The following is a 15,681-nucleotide window of genomic DNA, read 5'->3' on the forward strand; positions in this document are numbered from 1 at the left end:
GCGCCGGGCGGGCCGGAACGTCAGGCCTCCGGCAGCACCTCGTGCACCAGCGCGACGAAGGCGCGCGCGGCCGGCGACAGCGTACGCCCGGCCAGCCACACCGCGCCATAGGGCGCGCGCAGCTCGGTGGCCGGGCGCAGCGGCAGCGCGGCCGCCTCGCCCGCGGCACAGGCACCCGCCATCATCGACCGGGGTACCAGCACGACGGTGTCGGTCGCCTGCATCAGCGTGCGCAGCGCGTGCATGTCGTCGCAGGTGACGGTGAGCAACGCCTCCGGCGCCGCGGCCGGTCCGCCACGCGCGTCGGCCTCGGCCTGGAGCTGGGCGGCGAAGAAAGCCTGCACGCGAGCCGGCAGGCGCGGCCCGGCCACCGGGAAGCCTGCCAGTTCCGTCAGCGCTACGGCGCGCCGCCCGGCCAGCGGGTGGCCGGCGCGCACGAAGAAGCCGGTCTGCAGCGCGGGCAGGCGATCGATATGCAGGTGCGGCTGGCCGGCCAGGCTCTGGCTCTCGCCGATGAAGACGTCGAGCCGCTCAGCCTCCAGCGCCTGCACCATGCTCTGCGTGTCGGCGATCTCCAGGTCGATGCCAAGGCGTGGGTGGCGCGTCACCAGCGCGGCCAGCACAGGCTCCAGCAGGAAGGCCGCGGCAAAGGGGCCGAAGCCCAGGCGCAGGCTGCCGATCTCGATGTCCTGCAGCAACTGCAGCTCGCGCCGCAGCTCGCGGCCCTCGCGCAGCATGCGGCGGGCCCGCGCCAGCACCATGGTCCCCGCGGCGGTCGTGCCGGCCTTGCCGTAGCTGCGGTCGACCAGCGCGCAACCGTAGTCGGCCTCCAGCGCCTGGATGCTGCGCGACAAGGCGGGCTGCGACAGGTGCAGCGCGTCGGCGGCGCGGGCAAAGCTGCCCTGCTCGATCAGCGTGACGAAGTGATGCAAGCGGCGAAGGCCCATGGTGCCGTCTGGTCTCCTGGAGGGGTTCCTGGAAGCGTTCCTGTGTCGTAACTCGCCGAGGCTGCCACGGGGACACAAGCTTCAACTTTGCATGATTTGCATCGAAAACTTAAAAATATGGCATTGGACGTATTTTCTCAAGCCGGGTAGCGTGTGGACGCCACTCGCCCCCACGGCGGTGGCATGGCGACAGACCCGACAGAAAAAGACACGCAGGAGACAAGGCATGTTCAGACGACGCGCGCTGCTCGCGCTCGCCCTCGGCGGCATCACCCTCGGCACCGCCAGCACCGCGGCCCAGGCCCAGGCCGGCGGCTATCCGGCCAAGCCGATCCGCATCGTGGTGCCCTACCCCGCCGGCGGCGGCACCGACATCGTCGCCCGCGCGCTGGGAGAAAAGCTCAGCAAGCGGCTGGGCCAGCCCATCATCGTCGACAACAAGGGCGGCGCCTCCGGCATCATCGGCACCGATGCCGTGGCCAAGGCCGCGCCGGACGGCTACACGCTGCTGGTCACGCTGACGCAGTCCGTGCTGACCAATCAGTTCCTCTACGCCAAGCTGCCCTACGACCCGCGCAAGGACCTGACGCTGATCAACGTGCTGGCCGACGCGCAGCTCGTGCTGGTGACCACGCCCGCGCTGCCCGTACGCAATGCCAGGGAACTGGGCGAGTACGGCCGCAGCCACCGCGGCAAGGTCGGCTACGCCTCCTGGGGCGTGGGCTCCTACGCCCACCTGGCGGGGGCCTACTTCAGCCGGCAGATGCAGGCCGACATGGTGCACGTGCCCTACAAGGGCGAGGCGCCGATGCTGCAGGACCTGATGGGCGGCCAGGTGCAGTTCGGCGTGGCCAGCCTCCTCACCGCCAAGCCCTACATCCAAAACGGCAAGCTCAAGGCGCTGGCGGTGACCGGCGACAGCCGCAACGCCGGCCTGCCCGAGGTGCCCACCTTCGCCGAGTCGGGCCTGCCGGACAACGCCTTCAAGACCATGGGCTGGATCGGCCTGCTGGCGCCGATGGGCACCCCGCCGGCGGTGGTGGCGAAGCTGGACGAAGAGGTCCGCGCGGTGCTGCAGCAGCCCGACATGCAGACCCGCCTGACTTCGCTCGGCCTGCGCCCGCTGGGTACCACGCCGAAGGAATCGCAGGCGCTCTACGCGCGCGACTGGCCGGTGCTCAAGCAACTGGTGGCGGACTCGGGCGCCAGGCTGGATTGAGCGGCACGCCGGCGCGCGTCAGGCGCCGCCCGCGCCGGTCTCGATCTCCGGCTCCACCGACATCCCCACGCGCAGCCGCGCGGCTTCCGGCTGGGCCGGATCGAGCCGGATGCGCGTGGGCAGGCGCTGAACGATCTTGGTGAAGTTGCCGGTCGCGTTCTGCGGCGCGATCGGTGCATAGCTGAGGCTGCTGGCCGGCGCCACGCTGTCGACCCGGCCGCGCAGCACCACGCCCGGCAGCGCGTCGACCTTGATGCGCACCGGCTGGCCGGGCCGCACGTGCGCGAGCTGCGTCTCGCGGTAGTTGGCCTCCACGTACACGGCATCCAGCGGCACCACCACCATCAGCGGCTTGCCCGCGCCGACGAAGGCACCGACGCGCACCGAGCGCTCGCCCACCATGCCGGCCTGCGGCGCGACCACGCGCGTGTAGGACAGGTTCAGTTCGGCGGCGGCCTGCGCGGCGCGGGCCTGCGCCAGCACGGCGCGCGCCTTCTGCAGGTCGGCCCGCAGGATCTCCAGCTGCTGCCGCGCGGCCTCGTGCGTGGCGGCGTTCCGGTCGCGGCCGGCCTGCTGGATGGCGAGCCGCGCTTCGGCCTGCTGCAAGGCCTGCACCGTGCCGGCGCCGTCGGCGGCCAGGTTGCGGTAGCGCGCAGTGTCCGCGCGCGCCAGCCTGAGCGCGGCATCGTCGGCCGCCACACTGGCCCGTGCCTCGCGGATGACGCTCTGCTGCCGCGCCTGCTGCGCCTGCAGGCTGTCGATGGCGGCCTCGCTGCTCTGCACCTGGGCGCGTGCGCTGTCGAGCGCGACCACGAAGTCGCGGTCGTCGAGGGTGGCCAGCAGCGTGCCGGCCTGCACCACCTGGTTGTCCTGTACGAGCACCTGGGCGACGCGGCCCGACACCTGCGGCGCCACCACGGTGAAATCGGCGCGCACGTAGGCATTGTCGGTGGACTGGACCGCGGCCTCGGCTTCCGGCTGGTTCAGGTAGGCCAGCGCGCCGAGGGCGATGAGGGCCACCAGGCTGACGGTGGCGATCTGGATCTGTCTGGGGAGTGCCATGGCGATCTCCGGATAAGTTCGTTGCGGTTTCGCTACGGCTTCGTTGCTGTTGCGTTGCGGTGAAGCCGTAGCGAGCGGAATGCAGTGACAGCGGCCCCGCTAGCGCGGCGCGGCCACGGTAGGAGCAGGGATGTACTGCAGGCGCAGCACCACCGGGATCAGCGCCAGCGCGAACCATCCCAGCACGCGGTAGGCGTCGGCGGTGGCGAGCACGAAGGCCTGCCGGGCCACCATGCCGCCCAGCCCCGCCGGCAGCGGCGCGTCGCCGAGGGCACCGCCCAGCCGGCCGACGTGGTCCAGCAGCAGGCTGGTGTGGAAGCGCTCGCGCACGGCCAGGAACTGGCCGAGGCCGGCACCGCCCAGCAGCGTGCCGAACACGCGCAGGGCATTGATGATCCCCGATACATAGGGGCCCTCCTGCGGACGCACCACGCTGGTGGCGAGGAACAGCAGCGGCACCACGGTCATCGGCTGGCCGAGTGCCTGCAATACCTGGACCCAGGCGAATTGCCGCCACATCCAGTCGGGCGTCAGGCGCGCGGCCAGCAGGCAGGACAGCGCCAGCAGCGCCAGGCCGCACGCGAACACCCAGCGCGCATCCACCCAGCGGCGGTACAGCAGCAGCGCCACCAGCGAGCCCAGCACCATCTGCGGCAGGCCCACGATCAGGCCGATCGGCATGCCCTGCAGCGCGCGGTAGCCCCAGGTCCGCGCCAGGAAGCCCGACGGCAAGGCCGAGCCCGACAGCATCACCACCAGCAGGCAGACGAAGACGGCAAAGCCCAGGCCAAGGTTGCGCCGTGCCAGCAGGCGCAGTTCCATGAAGGGCTCGGGGTGGTACCACTCGGTCAGCAGGTACAGGGCCGTGCAGCCGGCGCCCGCCGCCAGCGCGCAGGTGACCAGCGGCGAGCGGAACCAGTCCAGGCGCACGCCCTGGTCCAGCCCCACCGCCAGCAAGGCCAGCCCCGTCGCGCCGCAGGCCAGGCCCAGCCAGTTGCCGCGCGGGAAGCGGCCGGCCTGGATCGGCTCGCGCGGCAGGCCGCGCGCCACCAGCGCGCCGGCGATGGCGGCCAGCGGCACGATCTGCCAGTAGACCAGGCGCCAGTCATGCAGCGCATCGGTCCACTGCGCCGCCAGCCACATCGCCACATTAGGGGCAAAGGTGGCGGTCATCGCGTACAGCGCCAGGCCATGCAGGCGGACCGGCGCCGGCAGGAACCTGAGCGCGGCCGACATCAGCAGCGGGATCATCGCGCCGCAGGCCAGGCCCTGCTGCGCGCGCAGCGCCAGCAGCAGGTGCAGGTCGCGCACCCAGGGCAGCAGCAAGGCCACGGCCACGCTGGCAAGCAGCAGCCCGAGATGGAAGCGGCGCAGCGTCAGCGTGATGGCGAACCACGAGGCAAAGGGCATGGCCACCAGTTCGCCGGCCGCATAGGCGGTGCCGAGCCAGGAGGCGTCGTCCAGGCCGAAGCCGAGCGCGCCGCGCACGTCGGCCAGCGCGAGCGTGCCCACGCGGTTGTTCAGGCCGGCCATCATCGCGGCCAGGAAGATGCCGCCGAGCGCCAGCAGCGGGCGCGTGGTACCGCCGGCAGTACCGGACGCGGCAGCAGACGCGGCCACCACGGCCGGCACCGCAAGGCCGCCGGACACGGACGCCGCCTCGCCGGAACGGGCGGCGCTCACGAGTTGGCTCCCTGGCCGCGCTCATCGGGCGGCGGCAGGCTGGTATTGGCCGTGGCGGCGGCCTCGCCCGGCGCCGGGTCCGCCGTCGTCCCCGCCTCCCAGCCGCCACCCAGCGCCTTGTACAGCGCGACCACGGTCAGGGTGGCGGTGGTGGCGCTGTCGCTCAGCGCGAGCTGGCCGCCGAGCAGGTTGCGCTGCGCCACCAGCACCGGCAGGTAGTCGGCGGCCCCCTGCTGCCAGGCGCGTTCGGCCGCCTGCAGTGCGACGCGGTTCTGCGCCTCGGCGCGCGCCAGCTCGGCATGGCGGCGCTGCTCGGCGGCCCAGGCGTCGAGCGCATTGTCGATCTCGTGCCAGGCCTGCAGCACCGTCTTCTGGTAGGCGATGGCGGCGGCCTGCTGCCCGGCCTCGGTGAGCGCCAGCGTCTGCTTCAGGCGCCCGCCCTCGAAGATGGGCAGGTAGAGCGTGGGCCCGACCAGGAAGTTGCGCGAGGCCCAGTTGCCCAGGTCGGTGAACTGGAAGGCCTCGGCGCCGAGCCGGGCCTTGAGCGTGAGGCGCGGATAGAAATCGGCCTGGGCGGCGCCCACCGCCGCGGTGGCCGCGTGCAGTTCGGCCTCGGCCTGCAGGATGTCGGGGCGGCGCCGGGCCAGTTCCGAAGGCAGGCCCACCGGCAGCGCCGGCGGCATGGCGGGCAGCGGCATCGCACGCGTGAGCTCGCCGTCCAGCTCGCGCGGCGGCAGCGCCAGCAGCAAGGCCAGCGCATTGAGCAGCGCATCGCGCTGCCGCTCCAGCTCGGGCTCGAGCGCCGTCACCGTGGCCAGCTGCGCCTGCGCGGCGGCAGTATCGAAGCGCGTTGCCACGCCGTTGGCCTCGCGGCTCTGCGCCAGCCGCAGCGCATGTGCGGCGATGGCCCGGTTGGCGCCCGCGATGTCGAGCTGTGCCTGCACGCCGCGCCATTGCAGATAGGTGCGCGCCACCTCGGCCGACAGGCTGACGCGCACGGCCTCGCGGGCCAGCAGCGCGGCCTGCGTGCCCGCCTGCGCCTGTTCGAGCAGGCGGCGCGCGCGGCCCCACAGGTCGATCTCCCAGGCGGCGTCGAAACCGGCCTGCCACAGGTCGATCGCATGGCTGGGCGCGCCCAGCGCGGCGAACAGGCCGTTGGCGCTGACCGCTTGGCGGCCGTAGTTGCCGTCCGCGCCCAGCGCCGGCAGCAGCGCGGCGCCGGCGATGCCCATCCGGGCGCGGCTTTGCGCCACGCGCGCCGAGGCCGCGCGCAGGTCGAGGTTGGCCGCCTGCGCGCGTGCCTGCAGCGCGTCCAGCGTGGCGTCGCCGAACAGGCGCCACCAGGCCGCGGGCGCGGCCTCGGCGGTCAGGCGGGCCGGCAAGCCCTCGGCACGGCGCGGCGACAGCGTCGCGCCGGCCAGCGGCGCCGCGGGGGGAGAGAAGTCAGGGCCGACGGCGCATCCGCCCAGCAGCAAGGCCAGGAGGAGCGCCGGCGCCCGGGGATGCAGGCGTGGCAGTCGGATCATGAGAGCGAGGGGGAAGCCCGCGCGGACCGCATCGACGGACGCGGCCCGGCACGGCGCTTGCGCAAAGGGATGAACACCAGGACACCAGCCGGCGAGAGCCATGCCGGGGCGCCTACCAGGCGCGGACGGCAGGGCATCCGCGCGATAGCCGCATGCTAGGCCGGCGCCCGGCTGGCGCCATGGCGCCATCGCGCCAGAGAATTGCGCAATCCGGCCATTGGCTGGATTGCGAAACGGATTGACCGAGTTGCAAAATGACGCCACCCCAGCCGGCCTCTACAGTCCCGCCATGGACTGCGCCGAGCCATCGCCGGTCCCCGCTCCACGCTCTGCCCTTGTCGACTTCCACACGGACCGCATGCCCGCCAGTACCGACCTGCTCCGCTCCCACCTGCCGCACAGCGTCGCGCGGCCCGTCGCCGCGCTCAGCATCCAGGTGGTGACGGATGGCAACGAGCAGCCGCTGCACGCCCATCGCAAGGCCCAGCTTCTGCTCACGCTGTCCGGCGTGATCACCTTGGAGACCGAGCGCGGCGTATGGATCGCGCCGCCGCAGTGTGCGGTGTGGATCCCGGGCGAGTTACCGCACAAAGCCAGCGGCGCCGGCAAGGTGCTCGGCTACGGCCTGTTCGTCGAGCCCGATGCGGTGCCGGGCCTGCCCACCGTGTGCTGCAGCGTCTCCGTTTCGCCGCTGCTGCAGGCCCTGATCGCGCGCGCGGCGGAAATGCCCGAGCTGTACGACGAGCAAGGACCGGACGGGCGTGCCATTGCCGTGCTGCTCGACGAGCTGGTGAAGGCCCCGCTGGAAGAACTGCACCTGCCGCGGCCGGCGGATGCCCGCCTGCGCCGGCTGACCGAAGCCCTGCTCGCCGAGCCCGCCGACCCTGCCACGCTGGAATGCTGGGCGACGCGCATCGGCATGAGCGAGCGCAGCCTGAGCCGGCTGTTCCGGCAGGAAACCGGCATGAGCGTGGGCCACTGGCGGCGCCAGTTGCACGTGATCACCGGCACCCGCCTGCTGACCGGCGGCCTGTCGGTGCAGGCCGTGGCCTTCGACCTGGGCTACGACAGCCCGAGCGCCTTCGTCACCATGTTCAAGAAGGCCGTGGGCAAGCCGCCGGGGCGCTTCCTCGCCGAGCGGCGCCAGGTGCTGGCGCAGCAGGCCGGGGAACGCGCTGGATGAGGGCGGGATGGGGCCGGGATGGGGCCGGATGAAACGCAGCGGAAGATCCGGCGAGGGCTGGCACGGATCGGGGCACGGCGGAAGTCTCGCTTGCACCGGGGTTGCAACGGCAATCGATACGGCGCGCACCGGGTCATTCATGCGTTCCATCGCTCCATCCGGCTGCGCAGCAGGCAAGCCTGCGCAGCCGGATGGAGACCAGGAACGGCGGGTCGGATCCGGCCCGCCACATCACGCGCAGAGCACTGGACGGCTCCCTCGGACCCGGCGGCAAGGCTGCTGGATCCGGCGTTTCCCCGAGGCAATCCCCAAAAGCCTGCAAGTCGGCCCGCCCGCTGTTGTGATGAGGACGTGGCCGCCAGCGCTCCCTGTCTGCTGCCGCGATGCATCGACGCTGTCGTTGCCCGCGGCGCGCCTCAGGTTGCCGCACGAGGCGGAGCTGCCGCGCCGGGCTGCCGCTGGAACCCAGTATGCCGGGGCGGCGGCAACCGTCCCATCACGCAAACGAGTTAATCTCGCGCGTGCACCGGCGAAGATGACCTGCCGCGAGCCACCGCGCGATACCGGGACAGCACACCACGCATCGCCAGCACCCGGGACGTCGCTCCCCCGGCACACCGTCGTTGCGCCGCCGCGACGGTGGCACGAATCGCCTGGGCAAACGCGCGCCGACTGCCGATACTGGTGGCGGGCCGTTCGCGAAGCGCCCGTCTTTCAAGCCCTGGCCTGTCTGGCAGGGCTTTTTCGTTGGTGACAGATGAGTGACAGTCGTGCCGTCAAACTCAGGCGCGCATTGGCTTGAGAGCGAGCCGTTGCGAGGCCCTGCCTCTGGCCTCCCACAGCGATCAAGCTGGCAAACGCAAAGCTTCCCGCCTGAATTCGCTGCACAACTTGCGGAAAGAGCGACTTCCCGCGTGCGCCTGGTCCAGGTCGATCTCCGCAGAGAAGGCGGGTTGATCGGTCATCACCTGATAGGTTCCGCCCGGCATATGCTGCGTCATCCAGAGCTTGGTGTTGCGCGGCCGCTCGGCTTCGACTTGCTGCGGGGCCATCAGGCTCCTGTCGGGAAGCCAAGGACTGGAGGCGAAGCGTATCTGCAATTCCGTATGGAAAACGTGACGTTCTGATACGGAACGAGCCCATGTCGCGAGGCCGAATCTTGCACGCAATCGGCACAAACGGACACAGAAAGAGAAAGTCAACGCCCACACAATCACAACGCCTACCGGAAGCCGGTCGCGCAAATGCCGCTGACAGGCAGACGTGCCGATGTCGATACGGTCTCTGGTCCGGGCAGGCACTTCTACTTGAGGAAAGTCCAAGCACGCAACGAAGAGGAACCATGCCCCTGTCGCCATTTCAAGTCACTCGGAAAGCCATCGAAAGCAGGCCCGTTGGCGTCCAGAACATGAAGCTACGCTCAGCGCTGATGCTGGCCCTCAAGGACCATCTCGCCAGCACGGCCAGGAATGAGTCACAGGCGGCCACGCTATTCGGCGTACCGCAGGCACGCATCGCAGAACTCATGCGCGGCAGAATCCACCAGTTCGATCTCGAATCGCTCGTCGGCATGGCTGCGATGGCGGGCCTTCGCATCGAGATGCAGATAGTAGATGCCTCTGGAGAGCAGCCGCGCTGCGGATCCGGTCAGTGTGTGCCTGCAATGCCGAACCATCGCACCCGACATCGGAACCCGAAGCCGTCGCGCTGAGGCCAAGGGCCCGCGTGGGGCCCTTGGCCTTCCATCCACGTCAATGCATGAGATGGGAACGCTCAGGTCCGATCAGCGTCCGTCCCGGCCTGCAGCACCGCCATCTCGCTCATCACCAGCGTTTCATGAGCCAGGTCCGCCGCCAGCGACAGGATGCCGTCCTGCAGTTCCCGCGCCAGGGTCTCGAAGGCGCCGTCGCCGGTCGCACAGTCCCGGAGCAGGTACAGCAGGCCGTGCAGTTGTGCCGCCTTCTCCGCTGCCACGCTCAATGGCGTTTCGAGGGCGAAATGGCGGGTCAGGAAGATGGCCGAGGGGCCTTGCTCGGCAGTGAGGTTGGAACGGGTGTGTTTAAGCATGGTCAGCCATCCCCCACCCAGAGGACGCCCGCGGAACGGGGGGCTCGCTACAAATGATGGGAGCGCTGACACCGGGCAATAGGCAGGTCCGGATCCTGACAGTCAAAGACCGATACATGGCATTTGCCTCCTGGGCTAAACGATTGCCTGTGGATTGCCTGTGTATTCGGGCTGTCAATCCCGGTCGCTTTGCATGCGACGAGATGAAGCGTACTCCCGGAGGGGCCCAGGGAATGTTGCGCTTTGATACGCAAACAGTGTGCGGTGAAAATCCTCTGCGCAGCCTTGGCAAGCGCAGCGCCGCCACATCTCACAACGCCTCCAAGCCCTCCCCCACCACCTTCACCAGCACCGCCGTTCCATCGTCCCCGACACGGAACTCGCCGTACTTCGCGTGCTCGAAACGCGCCGCCTGCCCCTCCTGGAAGAAGAAGGCGTCGGTCGACACCTGGACCTGCACCCCGCCCCAGCGTGTGGGCACGGTCTGGTAGCGCAGCAGCCGTTCGCCGGGCGCGAGCGCTTCGCTGCCGTGCAGGCGCACGAAGACGGCTTCGCGCCGGGCGTCGAGCGTGACCACGGCAACGCCCGCGCGGGCGTCCGGCAGGTCGTGCTGCCGGCGCGCTTCGCGGATGGCGTTGCCGATGGCGAAGTTCAGCGCCATGTAGTCGCCCTGCATCAGCGAGCGCGGGTCCACCGGGGCCAGGCGCAGGTAGATGGTCTGGCCGCCGGCCAGCAGCCGTTCCTTGCCGGCGATGCCGAAAGCGGCCACGCCCAGCGTCAGGGCCCAGGCGATCAGGATCCAGCGTTTCATCGCAGCTCCTTGGTGCCGCCGCGGCGCAGCAGCACGACGCGCGCCAGCAGGACCAGCACGCCGGCGCCGGCCAGCGTGGCCGACTTGGCGAGCAGGGTCCAGCTCAGCGCGCTGTAGTACCAGGTGAAACCCGCCAGCAACGTGGCCACGCCCAATCCGAGCCAGGGCAGCGAGGCACGCCGCAGCGCCAGCCCCAGGGCCAGCACGCCGACGCTGACGGCCGGCGCGCCCGCCATCAGGCCGCCGAGCGCCAGTGCGACGATCACCGCGGGCAGGCCGGCGGCATTGGGCAGTTCGAGGCGGCGCGCTTCCGCGGCCGCGAACACGGCCAGCAGGAAAGCCAGCACGGCGCCGGCGTGCCAGTGCATGCCGATCGGCGCCGCCCCGCCTGTCGCGAGCAGCCAGGGCCGGTCGGCGCCGGTCAGCATCAGGGCGCCGCCCAGGGCGAACAGCAAGGTCGCATCGGCGGCGGGTTCGGCCCAGTCCAGCCGGTCGGCGGTGCACAGCTGTGCCTCGTTGTTGGTGAAGGCGATCAGCAGCACGCAGGCCAGCGGCACCAGCCCCACCAGCGGCCAGGGATAGGCCAGCCAGCCGTCGAGGGCGGACGGTCCGATCAGGCGCTGCGCGGTCACCGCGAGCGCGCCCCAGGCCGTCAAGGCGCACAGCAGCCGGTGCAGGCGGTTGGGCACCACGGCGAACAGCAGCGCCTGGAACGCGGCGATGCCGGCCCAGAAGCCGGCCGACTCCAGCGCGCGCCCGAAGGCGACCCCCTTGGCCGCGCCCAGGATCACCATGCCCTGGCCGCTCAGGCTGATGGCCAGCGCGAACTGTTCCAGCGCGATGCCGCCGAGGCGGCGCCGGTACAGCACGTAGGCCAGTGCGACCATCGCGGCGCCGCACAGCGCCATGGCCCAGCCGTTGTCGCGCGCGGCCAGGAAGACGCTGCCGACCAGGAAGAGCTGGAAGAACAGCGCGCCCAGCCAGCCGGCGCCGCCCATCAGCACGCGCACCGCCCACGGGGCGCGCACGGCTTCGGTATAGGCGCCGCTGGCCATGCCGCGCGCGGAGAAATCGTCCCAGACCTTGCGCACGGCGCGGCGGGTCGAACGGGACGTGTCGTCCGGATGCATCGTGCTCATGCCTGCGCTCCCATCACGTGGCGGCGGTGCGCCCGCAGCAGCCAGCTGGCCGTGCCGCCGGCCAGGGCCACGGTCAGCAGGCCCAGCAGCAGGAAGACGCCGTAGTCGGCGCTGCCGCGCAGCAGCCAGTGGCCGGCCCCGCCGATCCCCAGCACGATGGCGCTGAAGCTCGCCAGGCTGAGCAGCACGATATCGAAGGCGCGCAGGTAGACCCAGGCACCGAGCGCGGCCAGCGCGGCCAGCGCGGCCAGGGCACACAGGTAGTAGCCGCCGGCAACCGCGGACTGCAGCAGGCTGGCCAGGCCCAGCCAGGTGGCGTAGGCGCAGGCCAGCGCGCCCGCGATGCGGGCCCCGGCCTGGCCGCGGAAGCCCAGCGCCGGCGCCAGCGCGCACAGGCCGTACCACAGCGCCAGTTGCACCGCGGTGGCCAGCAGCAGCAGCAGGCTGGTGGCAAGGCCGCCACGCTCGCCGAACAGCAGTTCGAACATGCCGCCCACGCCCAGGCGGATGCTGCAGTAGCGCAGCAGCGCCACATTGCCCACCACCAGCACCACCCACCAGTGCGGCGCGGCGCGCGCCGCCAGGGCCCAGGGCACGGCCAGCAGCGCCCACAGGGCGAACAGCTGCCAGGCATCGGCGCCGGTCTGGTAGATCTGCCCGATCACGGCCAGCAGCGCGCCCGTGAGCACCTGCGCGCCGGCCAGCGCCGCCTGGGCCGCGAGGTCGCCGGGCCGGCGCGGCAGGGCGAAGGCCGCCAGAGCGGTGATCAGCGCGGCCAGCAGGCCGAACTTGGCGAACTTGTGCAGGTCCTGCCAGTTGAAGGCGAAGAAGACGATGACGCCGACGCACAACAGCGCCGCGCCCAGCGCGAGCAAGGCGAGGTCGAGCCAGCCGCGCCAGTCGGACGCGCCGGGCTCGGTGCGGGTCCAGGCCAGCCTGGCGGCCGCCGGCACCAATACGCCGTCGCGGCGCCAGCCGGCCAGGGCCTGGCGGATCGCGCGCCGCTCGCGCAGCAACTGCATCGGAGAGGAAGGCATGGGCAGGGAAGGGATGGACGCGATGAGATGCACTGTAGCAAAGCGACTGCCACTACGCATCCGCCGTCGCATCCGCCTGCCGCATCCAGGGCGCCCGCAGCGGGCCGCCGGTGCTTTGCGCGGGCCGCGCCCGCCCGGTATCCTTGGCGCCTTGTCCGATCACTACCGGCGCCTGGCCGCGCCCTGACCTGCCATGACCCTGGGCATCCTTGCCGCCATCCACGACGAAGTCGACGCGCTGATCGCCGCCATGCGGCACGAGGATGCGAAGGCCACGGTACACCGCGTCGGCATGCGCGACTACCACGTCGGCACCCTGCACGGCCAGCCCTGCGTGCTGGTGCTGGCGCGCATGGGCAAGGTGGCGGCGGCGGCCACCACGGTGACGCTGATCCGCGAATTCGGTGCCAGCGAGATCGTCTTCACCGGCCTGGCCGGCGGTGTGGGCGATGCCACGCACGTGGGCGACGTGGTGATCGCCGACGCCACGCTGCAGCACGACCTCGACGCCCGTCCCTTCTTCCCCCGCCACGAGGTGCCGCTGCTGGAACAAGCCAGCTTCGCCACCGATGCCGCCCTCACCGCGGCCCTGCGCCAGGCCACCGAGGACTTCCTGCGCCTGGACCTGGCCGAGGCCGTGCCGGCGCCGGTGCGCGCGCGCTTCGGCGTCAGCGCGCCCGCACTGCACCTCGGGCTGATCGCCAGCGGCGACCAGTTCATCGGCGCGCCGGCCGCGGTGGCCGAACTGCGCGCGCGCCTGCCCGGGCTGCAGGCCGTGGAGATGGAGGGCGCGGCAGTGGGCCAGGTATGCCATGAGTACGGCGTGCCCTATGCGGTGATGCGCACCATTTCCGACCGTGCCGACGACAGCGCCCATGTGGATTTCGCCGCCTTCCTCAGCGAGGTGGCGAGCCACTATTCCAGCGGCGTGCTGAACCGCTTCCTGGCGGCACGCCGCTGAGGCAGCGGCGGCGGCACGATCCGCCCGCGGGCGGGGCGGTGTCACCCGCGCCGGAACACCAGCCCCCACAGCGCCGTCAGCAGGGCGGCGCCCAGGATCGCGGCGCCCCAGCCGATCATCTGCCCGTCGATGAACCAGCGCAGCGCCTGGCCGCCATAGAAGGCCAGCGCCGCCCCCACCGCACCCAGCAGCGGCGCGACGCGCCAGCCGACCACGCGCCGCCCGACCGGGTGCAGTTGGCGCCCCGTGAGGCCGACCAGGGCGCCGACCACCAAGATTCCCACCATATGTTTTCCTGAATGCTGCGGTGCCGGCGGCCGTGGCCTGCCGCCCGCCGCCGGATGCAAGGTATCGCAAAAGTCACCCGTTCGGGGGCCTTGCGGCAGTGATGCCGCCCTCCCCCTCGATTCACCGCCGAGCGTGCAAGGATAAGACTTGGCGGACTCCTGAGCCAGATCAAGTCCGCGTCCAGCAATTTGTACCGCCGGCGGTATAATGCAAAGCGGTCCGCGCTGTATACGCCGCCTTATACGCGTCCACGCCCTCCGGCATCACCGCGGCCCAGAAAAAAGCCCCCGAAAGCACCCCCGCAAGAATGCAACTGCTCGCGATCGGCATCAATCACACCACGGCACCCGTCTCGCTGCGCGAGCGTGTGGCGTTTCCGCTTGAGCAGATCAAACCCGCGCTGGGCACCTTGCGCAATCACCTTGCGGGCCGCAGCGGCACCGAGGCCGCCATCCTCTCCACCTGCAACCGCACCGAGATCTACTGCGCCACCGACATCCTGGTGAGCGGCTCGGACGGCTTCGAGCACACGCTGCGCTGGCTGGCCCAGCATCACAACGTGCCGGCCGGCGAACTGGCGCCGCACCTGTATGCGCTGCCGCAGTCGGAAGCGGTGCGCCACGCTTTCCGCGTGGCCAGCGGCCTGGATTCGATGGTGCTGGGCGAGACCCAGATCCTCGGCCAGCTGAAGGATGCGGTGCGCACCGCCGGCGAGGCCGGCGCGCTGGGCACCTACCTGAACCAGCTGTTCCAGCGCACCTTCGCCGTGGCCAAGGAAGTGCGCGGCCAGACCGAGATCGGCGCGCATTCGGTGTCGATGGCGGCGGCGGCCGTGCGGCTGGCGCAGCGCATTTTCGAGAGCGTGTCGACGCAGCGTGTGCTGTTCATCGGCGCGGGCGAAATGATCGAACTGTGCGCGACCCACTTCGCCGCGCAGCAGCCGCGCCAGATCGTGGTGGCCAACCGCACCGTCGAACGCGGCGAGAAGCTGGCCGAGCAGCTCTCCGGCCAGGGCCTGACCACCGAGGCGATCCGCCTGTCCGAACTGGGCGAGCGCCTGCACGAGTTCGACATCGTGGTCTCCTGCACCGCCAGCTCGCTGCCCATCATCGGGCTGGGCGCCGTGGAACGCGCGGTCAAGCGCCGCAAGCACCGCCCCATCATGATGGTGGACCTGGCCGTGCCGCGCGACGTGGAGCCCGAGGTGGCGCGCCTGGACGACGTCTTCCTGTACACCGTGGACGACCTCGGCGCCATCGTGCGCGAGGGCAATGCCATGCGCCAGGCGGCGGTGGCCCAGGCCGAGGCGATCATCGAGTCGCGCGTGCAGAACTTCATGCACTGGCTGGAGACCCGCAGCGTGGTACCGGTCATCCGCGACCTGCAGCAGCAAGGCGAGTCGATGCGCCAGGCCGAGCTGGAACGCGCGCGCCGCATGCTGGCGCGCGGCGATGATCCCGAAGCCGTGCTCGAGGCGCTCTCCGGCGCCCTCACCCGCAAGTTCCTGCACGGCCCCACCCACGCCCTGAACCACACCCAGGGCGAGGATCGCGAGGCGCTGCTGCGCCTGGTGCCGGGCCTGTTCCGCCACAGCAGCCACTCCGAGCGCTAGCCGCGCCCGTCCTTCGCGCGCTGCCTTCGCGGCACGCGCCAGCCGCCCAGCCGCCCGCGCGGCGCCAGCCCCCGCAGCCGTCCTGCCCAGCCTGGCGCGGATGCGGCGGCGATGTCCCAGAACACCCTCCCGGAATTGCCGAACCC

15 protein-coding genes are annotated in these 15,681 nt (G+C 71.3%); 5 read left to right on the forward strand and 10 right to left on the reverse strand.

The annotated features are described in order from the left end of the window. Window positions 1-20 precede the first annotated feature (20 nt). Window positions 21-947, reverse strand: a complete 927-nt coding sequence (locus BKK80_RS18990) for a LysR family transcriptional regulator (protein ID WP_071015770.1) — start codon at window positions 945-947, stop codon at window positions 21-23. A 226-nt stretch (window positions 948-1,173) separates the two neighbouring features. Here BKK80_RS18990 and BKK80_RS18995 point away from each other — a divergent pair, with 226 nt between their 5' ends. Next, window positions 1,174-2,166, forward strand: coding sequence for a Bug family tripartite tricarboxylate transporter substrate binding protein (locus BKK80_RS18995; RefSeq protein ID WP_071015772.1), 993 nt, complete (start codon window positions 1,174-1,176; stop codon window positions 2,164-2,166). Between the two features lie 18 nt (window positions 2,167-2,184). On the opposite strand, the gene BKK80_RS19000 is transcribed toward BKK80_RS18995, so the two are convergent. The 3 genes from BKK80_RS19000 to BKK80_RS19010 form a co-directional block, all read right to left on the reverse strand. Next, the gene (locus BKK80_RS19000) at window positions 2,185-3,228 is read right to left on the reverse strand and encodes an HlyD family secretion protein (RefSeq protein WP_071015774.1); all 1,044 of its coding nucleotides are present in this window, start codon (window positions 3,226-3,228) and stop codon (window positions 2,185-2,187) included. A gap of 99 nt (window positions 3,229-3,327) precedes the next feature. After that, window positions 3,328-4,911, reverse strand: a complete 1,584-nt coding sequence (locus tag BKK80_RS19005; RefSeq protein ID WP_236903697.1) for an MFS transporter — start codon at window positions 4,909-4,911, stop codon at window positions 3,328-3,330. Continuing rightward, window positions 4,908-6,437: an efflux transporter outer membrane subunit gene (locus tag BKK80_RS19010; RefSeq protein ID WP_071070498.1), complete on the reverse strand. Its 1,530-nt coding sequence runs from the start codon at window positions 6,435-6,437 to the stop codon at window positions 4,908-4,910. Before BKK80_RS19010 ends, BKK80_RS19005 begins: the two co-directional genes overlap by 4 nt. Before the next feature lie 358 nt (window positions 6,438-6,795). On the opposite strand from BKK80_RS19010, the gene BKK80_RS19015 reads away from it, so the two are divergent. Continuing rightward, window positions 6,796-7,620, forward strand: a complete 825-nt coding sequence (locus BKK80_RS19015) for an AraC family transcriptional regulator (protein ID WP_071015778.1) — start codon at window positions 6,796-6,798, stop codon at window positions 7,618-7,620. A gap of 845 nt (window positions 7,621-8,465) precedes the next feature. Here BKK80_RS19015 and BKK80_RS19020 read toward each other — a convergent pair. Then, on the reverse strand, window positions 8,466-8,672 hold the full coding sequence (locus tag BKK80_RS19020) for a hypothetical protein (protein ID WP_071015780.1): 207 nt from the start codon (window positions 8,670-8,672) through the stop codon (window positions 8,466-8,468). A 290-nt stretch (window positions 8,673-8,962) separates the two neighbouring features. Here BKK80_RS19020 and BKK80_RS19025 point away from each other — a divergent pair, with 290 nt between their 5' ends. Beyond that, a complete protein-coding gene (locus BKK80_RS19025) occupies window positions 8,963-9,331 on the forward strand; it encodes a helix-turn-helix domain-containing protein (RefSeq protein WP_071015782.1) in 369 nt (122 codons plus the stop codon). A 62-nt stretch (window positions 9,332-9,393) separates the two neighbouring features. Here the strand turns inward: BKK80_RS19025 and BKK80_RS19030 are convergent, their stop codons facing one another. The 4 genes from BKK80_RS19030 to BKK80_RS19045 form a co-directional block, all read right to left on the reverse strand. Continuing rightward, the gene (locus BKK80_RS19030) at window positions 9,394-9,687 is read right to left on the reverse strand and encodes a hypothetical protein (protein ID WP_071070500.1); all 294 of its coding nucleotides are present in this window, start codon (window positions 9,685-9,687) and stop codon (window positions 9,394-9,396) included. Between the two features lie 310 nt (window positions 9,688-9,997). Further along, window positions 9,998-10,498, reverse strand: a complete 501-nt coding sequence (locus BKK80_RS19035) for a GDYXXLXY domain-containing protein (RefSeq protein ID WP_071037834.1) — start codon at window positions 10,496-10,498, stop codon at window positions 9,998-10,000. Further along, the gene (locus BKK80_RS19040) at window positions 10,495-11,637 is read right to left on the reverse strand and encodes a DUF4401 domain-containing protein (RefSeq protein WP_236903698.1); all 1,143 of its coding nucleotides are present in this window, start codon (window positions 11,635-11,637) and stop codon (window positions 10,495-10,497) included. The genes BKK80_RS19035 and BKK80_RS19040 overlap by 4 nt, the downstream gene beginning before the upstream one ends. Then, on the reverse strand, window positions 11,634-12,674 hold the full coding sequence (locus BKK80_RS19045; RefSeq protein ID WP_236903699.1) for a DUF2157 domain-containing protein: 1,041 nt from the start codon (window positions 12,672-12,674) through the stop codon (window positions 11,634-11,636). Before BKK80_RS19045 ends, BKK80_RS19040 begins: the two co-directional genes overlap by 4 nt. Window positions 12,675-12,867: 193 nt before the next feature. On the opposite strand from BKK80_RS19045, the gene BKK80_RS19050 reads away from it, so the two are divergent. Beyond that, a complete protein-coding gene (locus tag BKK80_RS19050) occupies window positions 12,868-13,635 on the forward strand; it encodes a 5'-methylthioadenosine/adenosylhomocysteine nucleosidase (protein WP_071015793.1) in 768 nt (255 codons plus the stop codon). Window positions 13,636-13,676: 41 nt separating this feature from the next. On the opposite strand, the gene BKK80_RS19055 is transcribed toward BKK80_RS19050, so the two are convergent. Beyond that, complete coding sequence (locus BKK80_RS19055; RefSeq protein WP_071015795.1) at window positions 13,677-13,922, reverse strand: hypothetical protein; 246 nt, start codon at window positions 13,920-13,922, stop codon at window positions 13,677-13,679. Window positions 13,923-14,230: 308 nt separating this feature from the next. Between BKK80_RS19055 and hemA the strand changes: the two genes are divergently transcribed. Continuing rightward, the gene (gene hemA, locus BKK80_RS19060) at window positions 14,231-15,535 is read left to right on the forward strand and encodes a glutamyl-tRNA reductase (RefSeq protein WP_071015797.1); all 1,305 of its coding nucleotides are present in this window, start codon (window positions 14,231-14,233) and stop codon (window positions 15,533-15,535) included. Window positions 15,536-15,681 lie beyond the last annotated feature (146 nt).

The sequence above is a fragment of the Cupriavidus malaysiensis genome, assembly GCF_001854325.1.
Classification (GTDB): domain Bacteria; phylum Pseudomonadota; class Gammaproteobacteria; order Burkholderiales; family Burkholderiaceae; genus Cupriavidus; species Cupriavidus malaysiensis.

Bases quoted from the DNA above. Each gene is read 5' to 3' on its own strand.
- BKK80_RS19055 (WP_071015795.1), bottom strand. From the start codon at position 13,922: ATGGTGGGAATCTTGGTGGTCGGCGCCCTGGTCGGCCTCACGGGGCGC.
- BKK80_RS18990 (WP_071015770.1), bottom strand. From the start codon at position 947: ATGGGCCTTCGCCGCTTGCATCACTTCGTCACGCTGATCGAGCAGGGC.
- BKK80_RS19050 (WP_071015793.1), top strand. From the start codon at position 12,868: ATGACCCTGGGCATCCTTGCCGCCATCCACGACGAAGTCGACGCGCTG.
- BKK80_RS19020 (WP_071015780.1), bottom strand. From the start codon at position 8,672: ATGGCCCCGCAGCAAGTCGAAGCCGAGCGGCCGCGCAACACCAAGCTC.
- BKK80_RS19010 (WP_071070498.1), bottom strand. From the start codon at position 6,437: ATGATCCGACTGCCACGCCTGCATCCCCGGGCGCCGGCGCTCCTCCTG.
- BKK80_RS19045 (WP_236903699.1), bottom strand. From the start codon at position 12,674: ATGCCTTCCTCTCCGATGCAGTTGCTGCGCGAGCGGCGCGCGATCCGC.
- BKK80_RS19030 (WP_071070500.1), bottom strand. From the start codon at position 9,687: ATGCTTAAACACACCCGTTCCAACCTCACTGCCGAGCAAGGCCCCTCG.
- BKK80_RS18995 (WP_071015772.1), top strand. From the start codon at position 1,174: ATGTTCAGACGACGCGCGCTGCTCGCGCTCGCCCTCGGCGGCATCACC.
- BKK80_RS19025 (WP_071015782.1), top strand. From the start codon at position 8,963: ATGCCCCTGTCGCCATTTCAAGTCACTCGGAAAGCCATCGAAAGCAGG.
- hemA (WP_071015797.1), top strand. From the start codon at position 14,231: ATGCAACTGCTCGCGATCGGCATCAATCACACCACGGCACCCGTCTCG.
- BKK80_RS19000 (WP_071015774.1), bottom strand. From the start codon at position 3,228: ATGGCACTCCCCAGACAGATCCAGATCGCCACCGTCAGCCTGGTGGCC.
- BKK80_RS19015 (WP_071015778.1), top strand. From the start codon at position 6,796: ATGCCCGCCAGTACCGACCTGCTCCGCTCCCACCTGCCGCACAGCGTC.
- BKK80_RS19040 (WP_236903698.1), bottom strand. From the start codon at position 11,637: ATGAGCACGATGCATCCGGACGACACGTCCCGTTCGACCCGCCGCGCC.
- BKK80_RS19035 (WP_071037834.1), bottom strand. From the start codon at position 10,498: ATGAAACGCTGGATCCTGATCGCCTGGGCCCTGACGCTGGGCGTGGCC.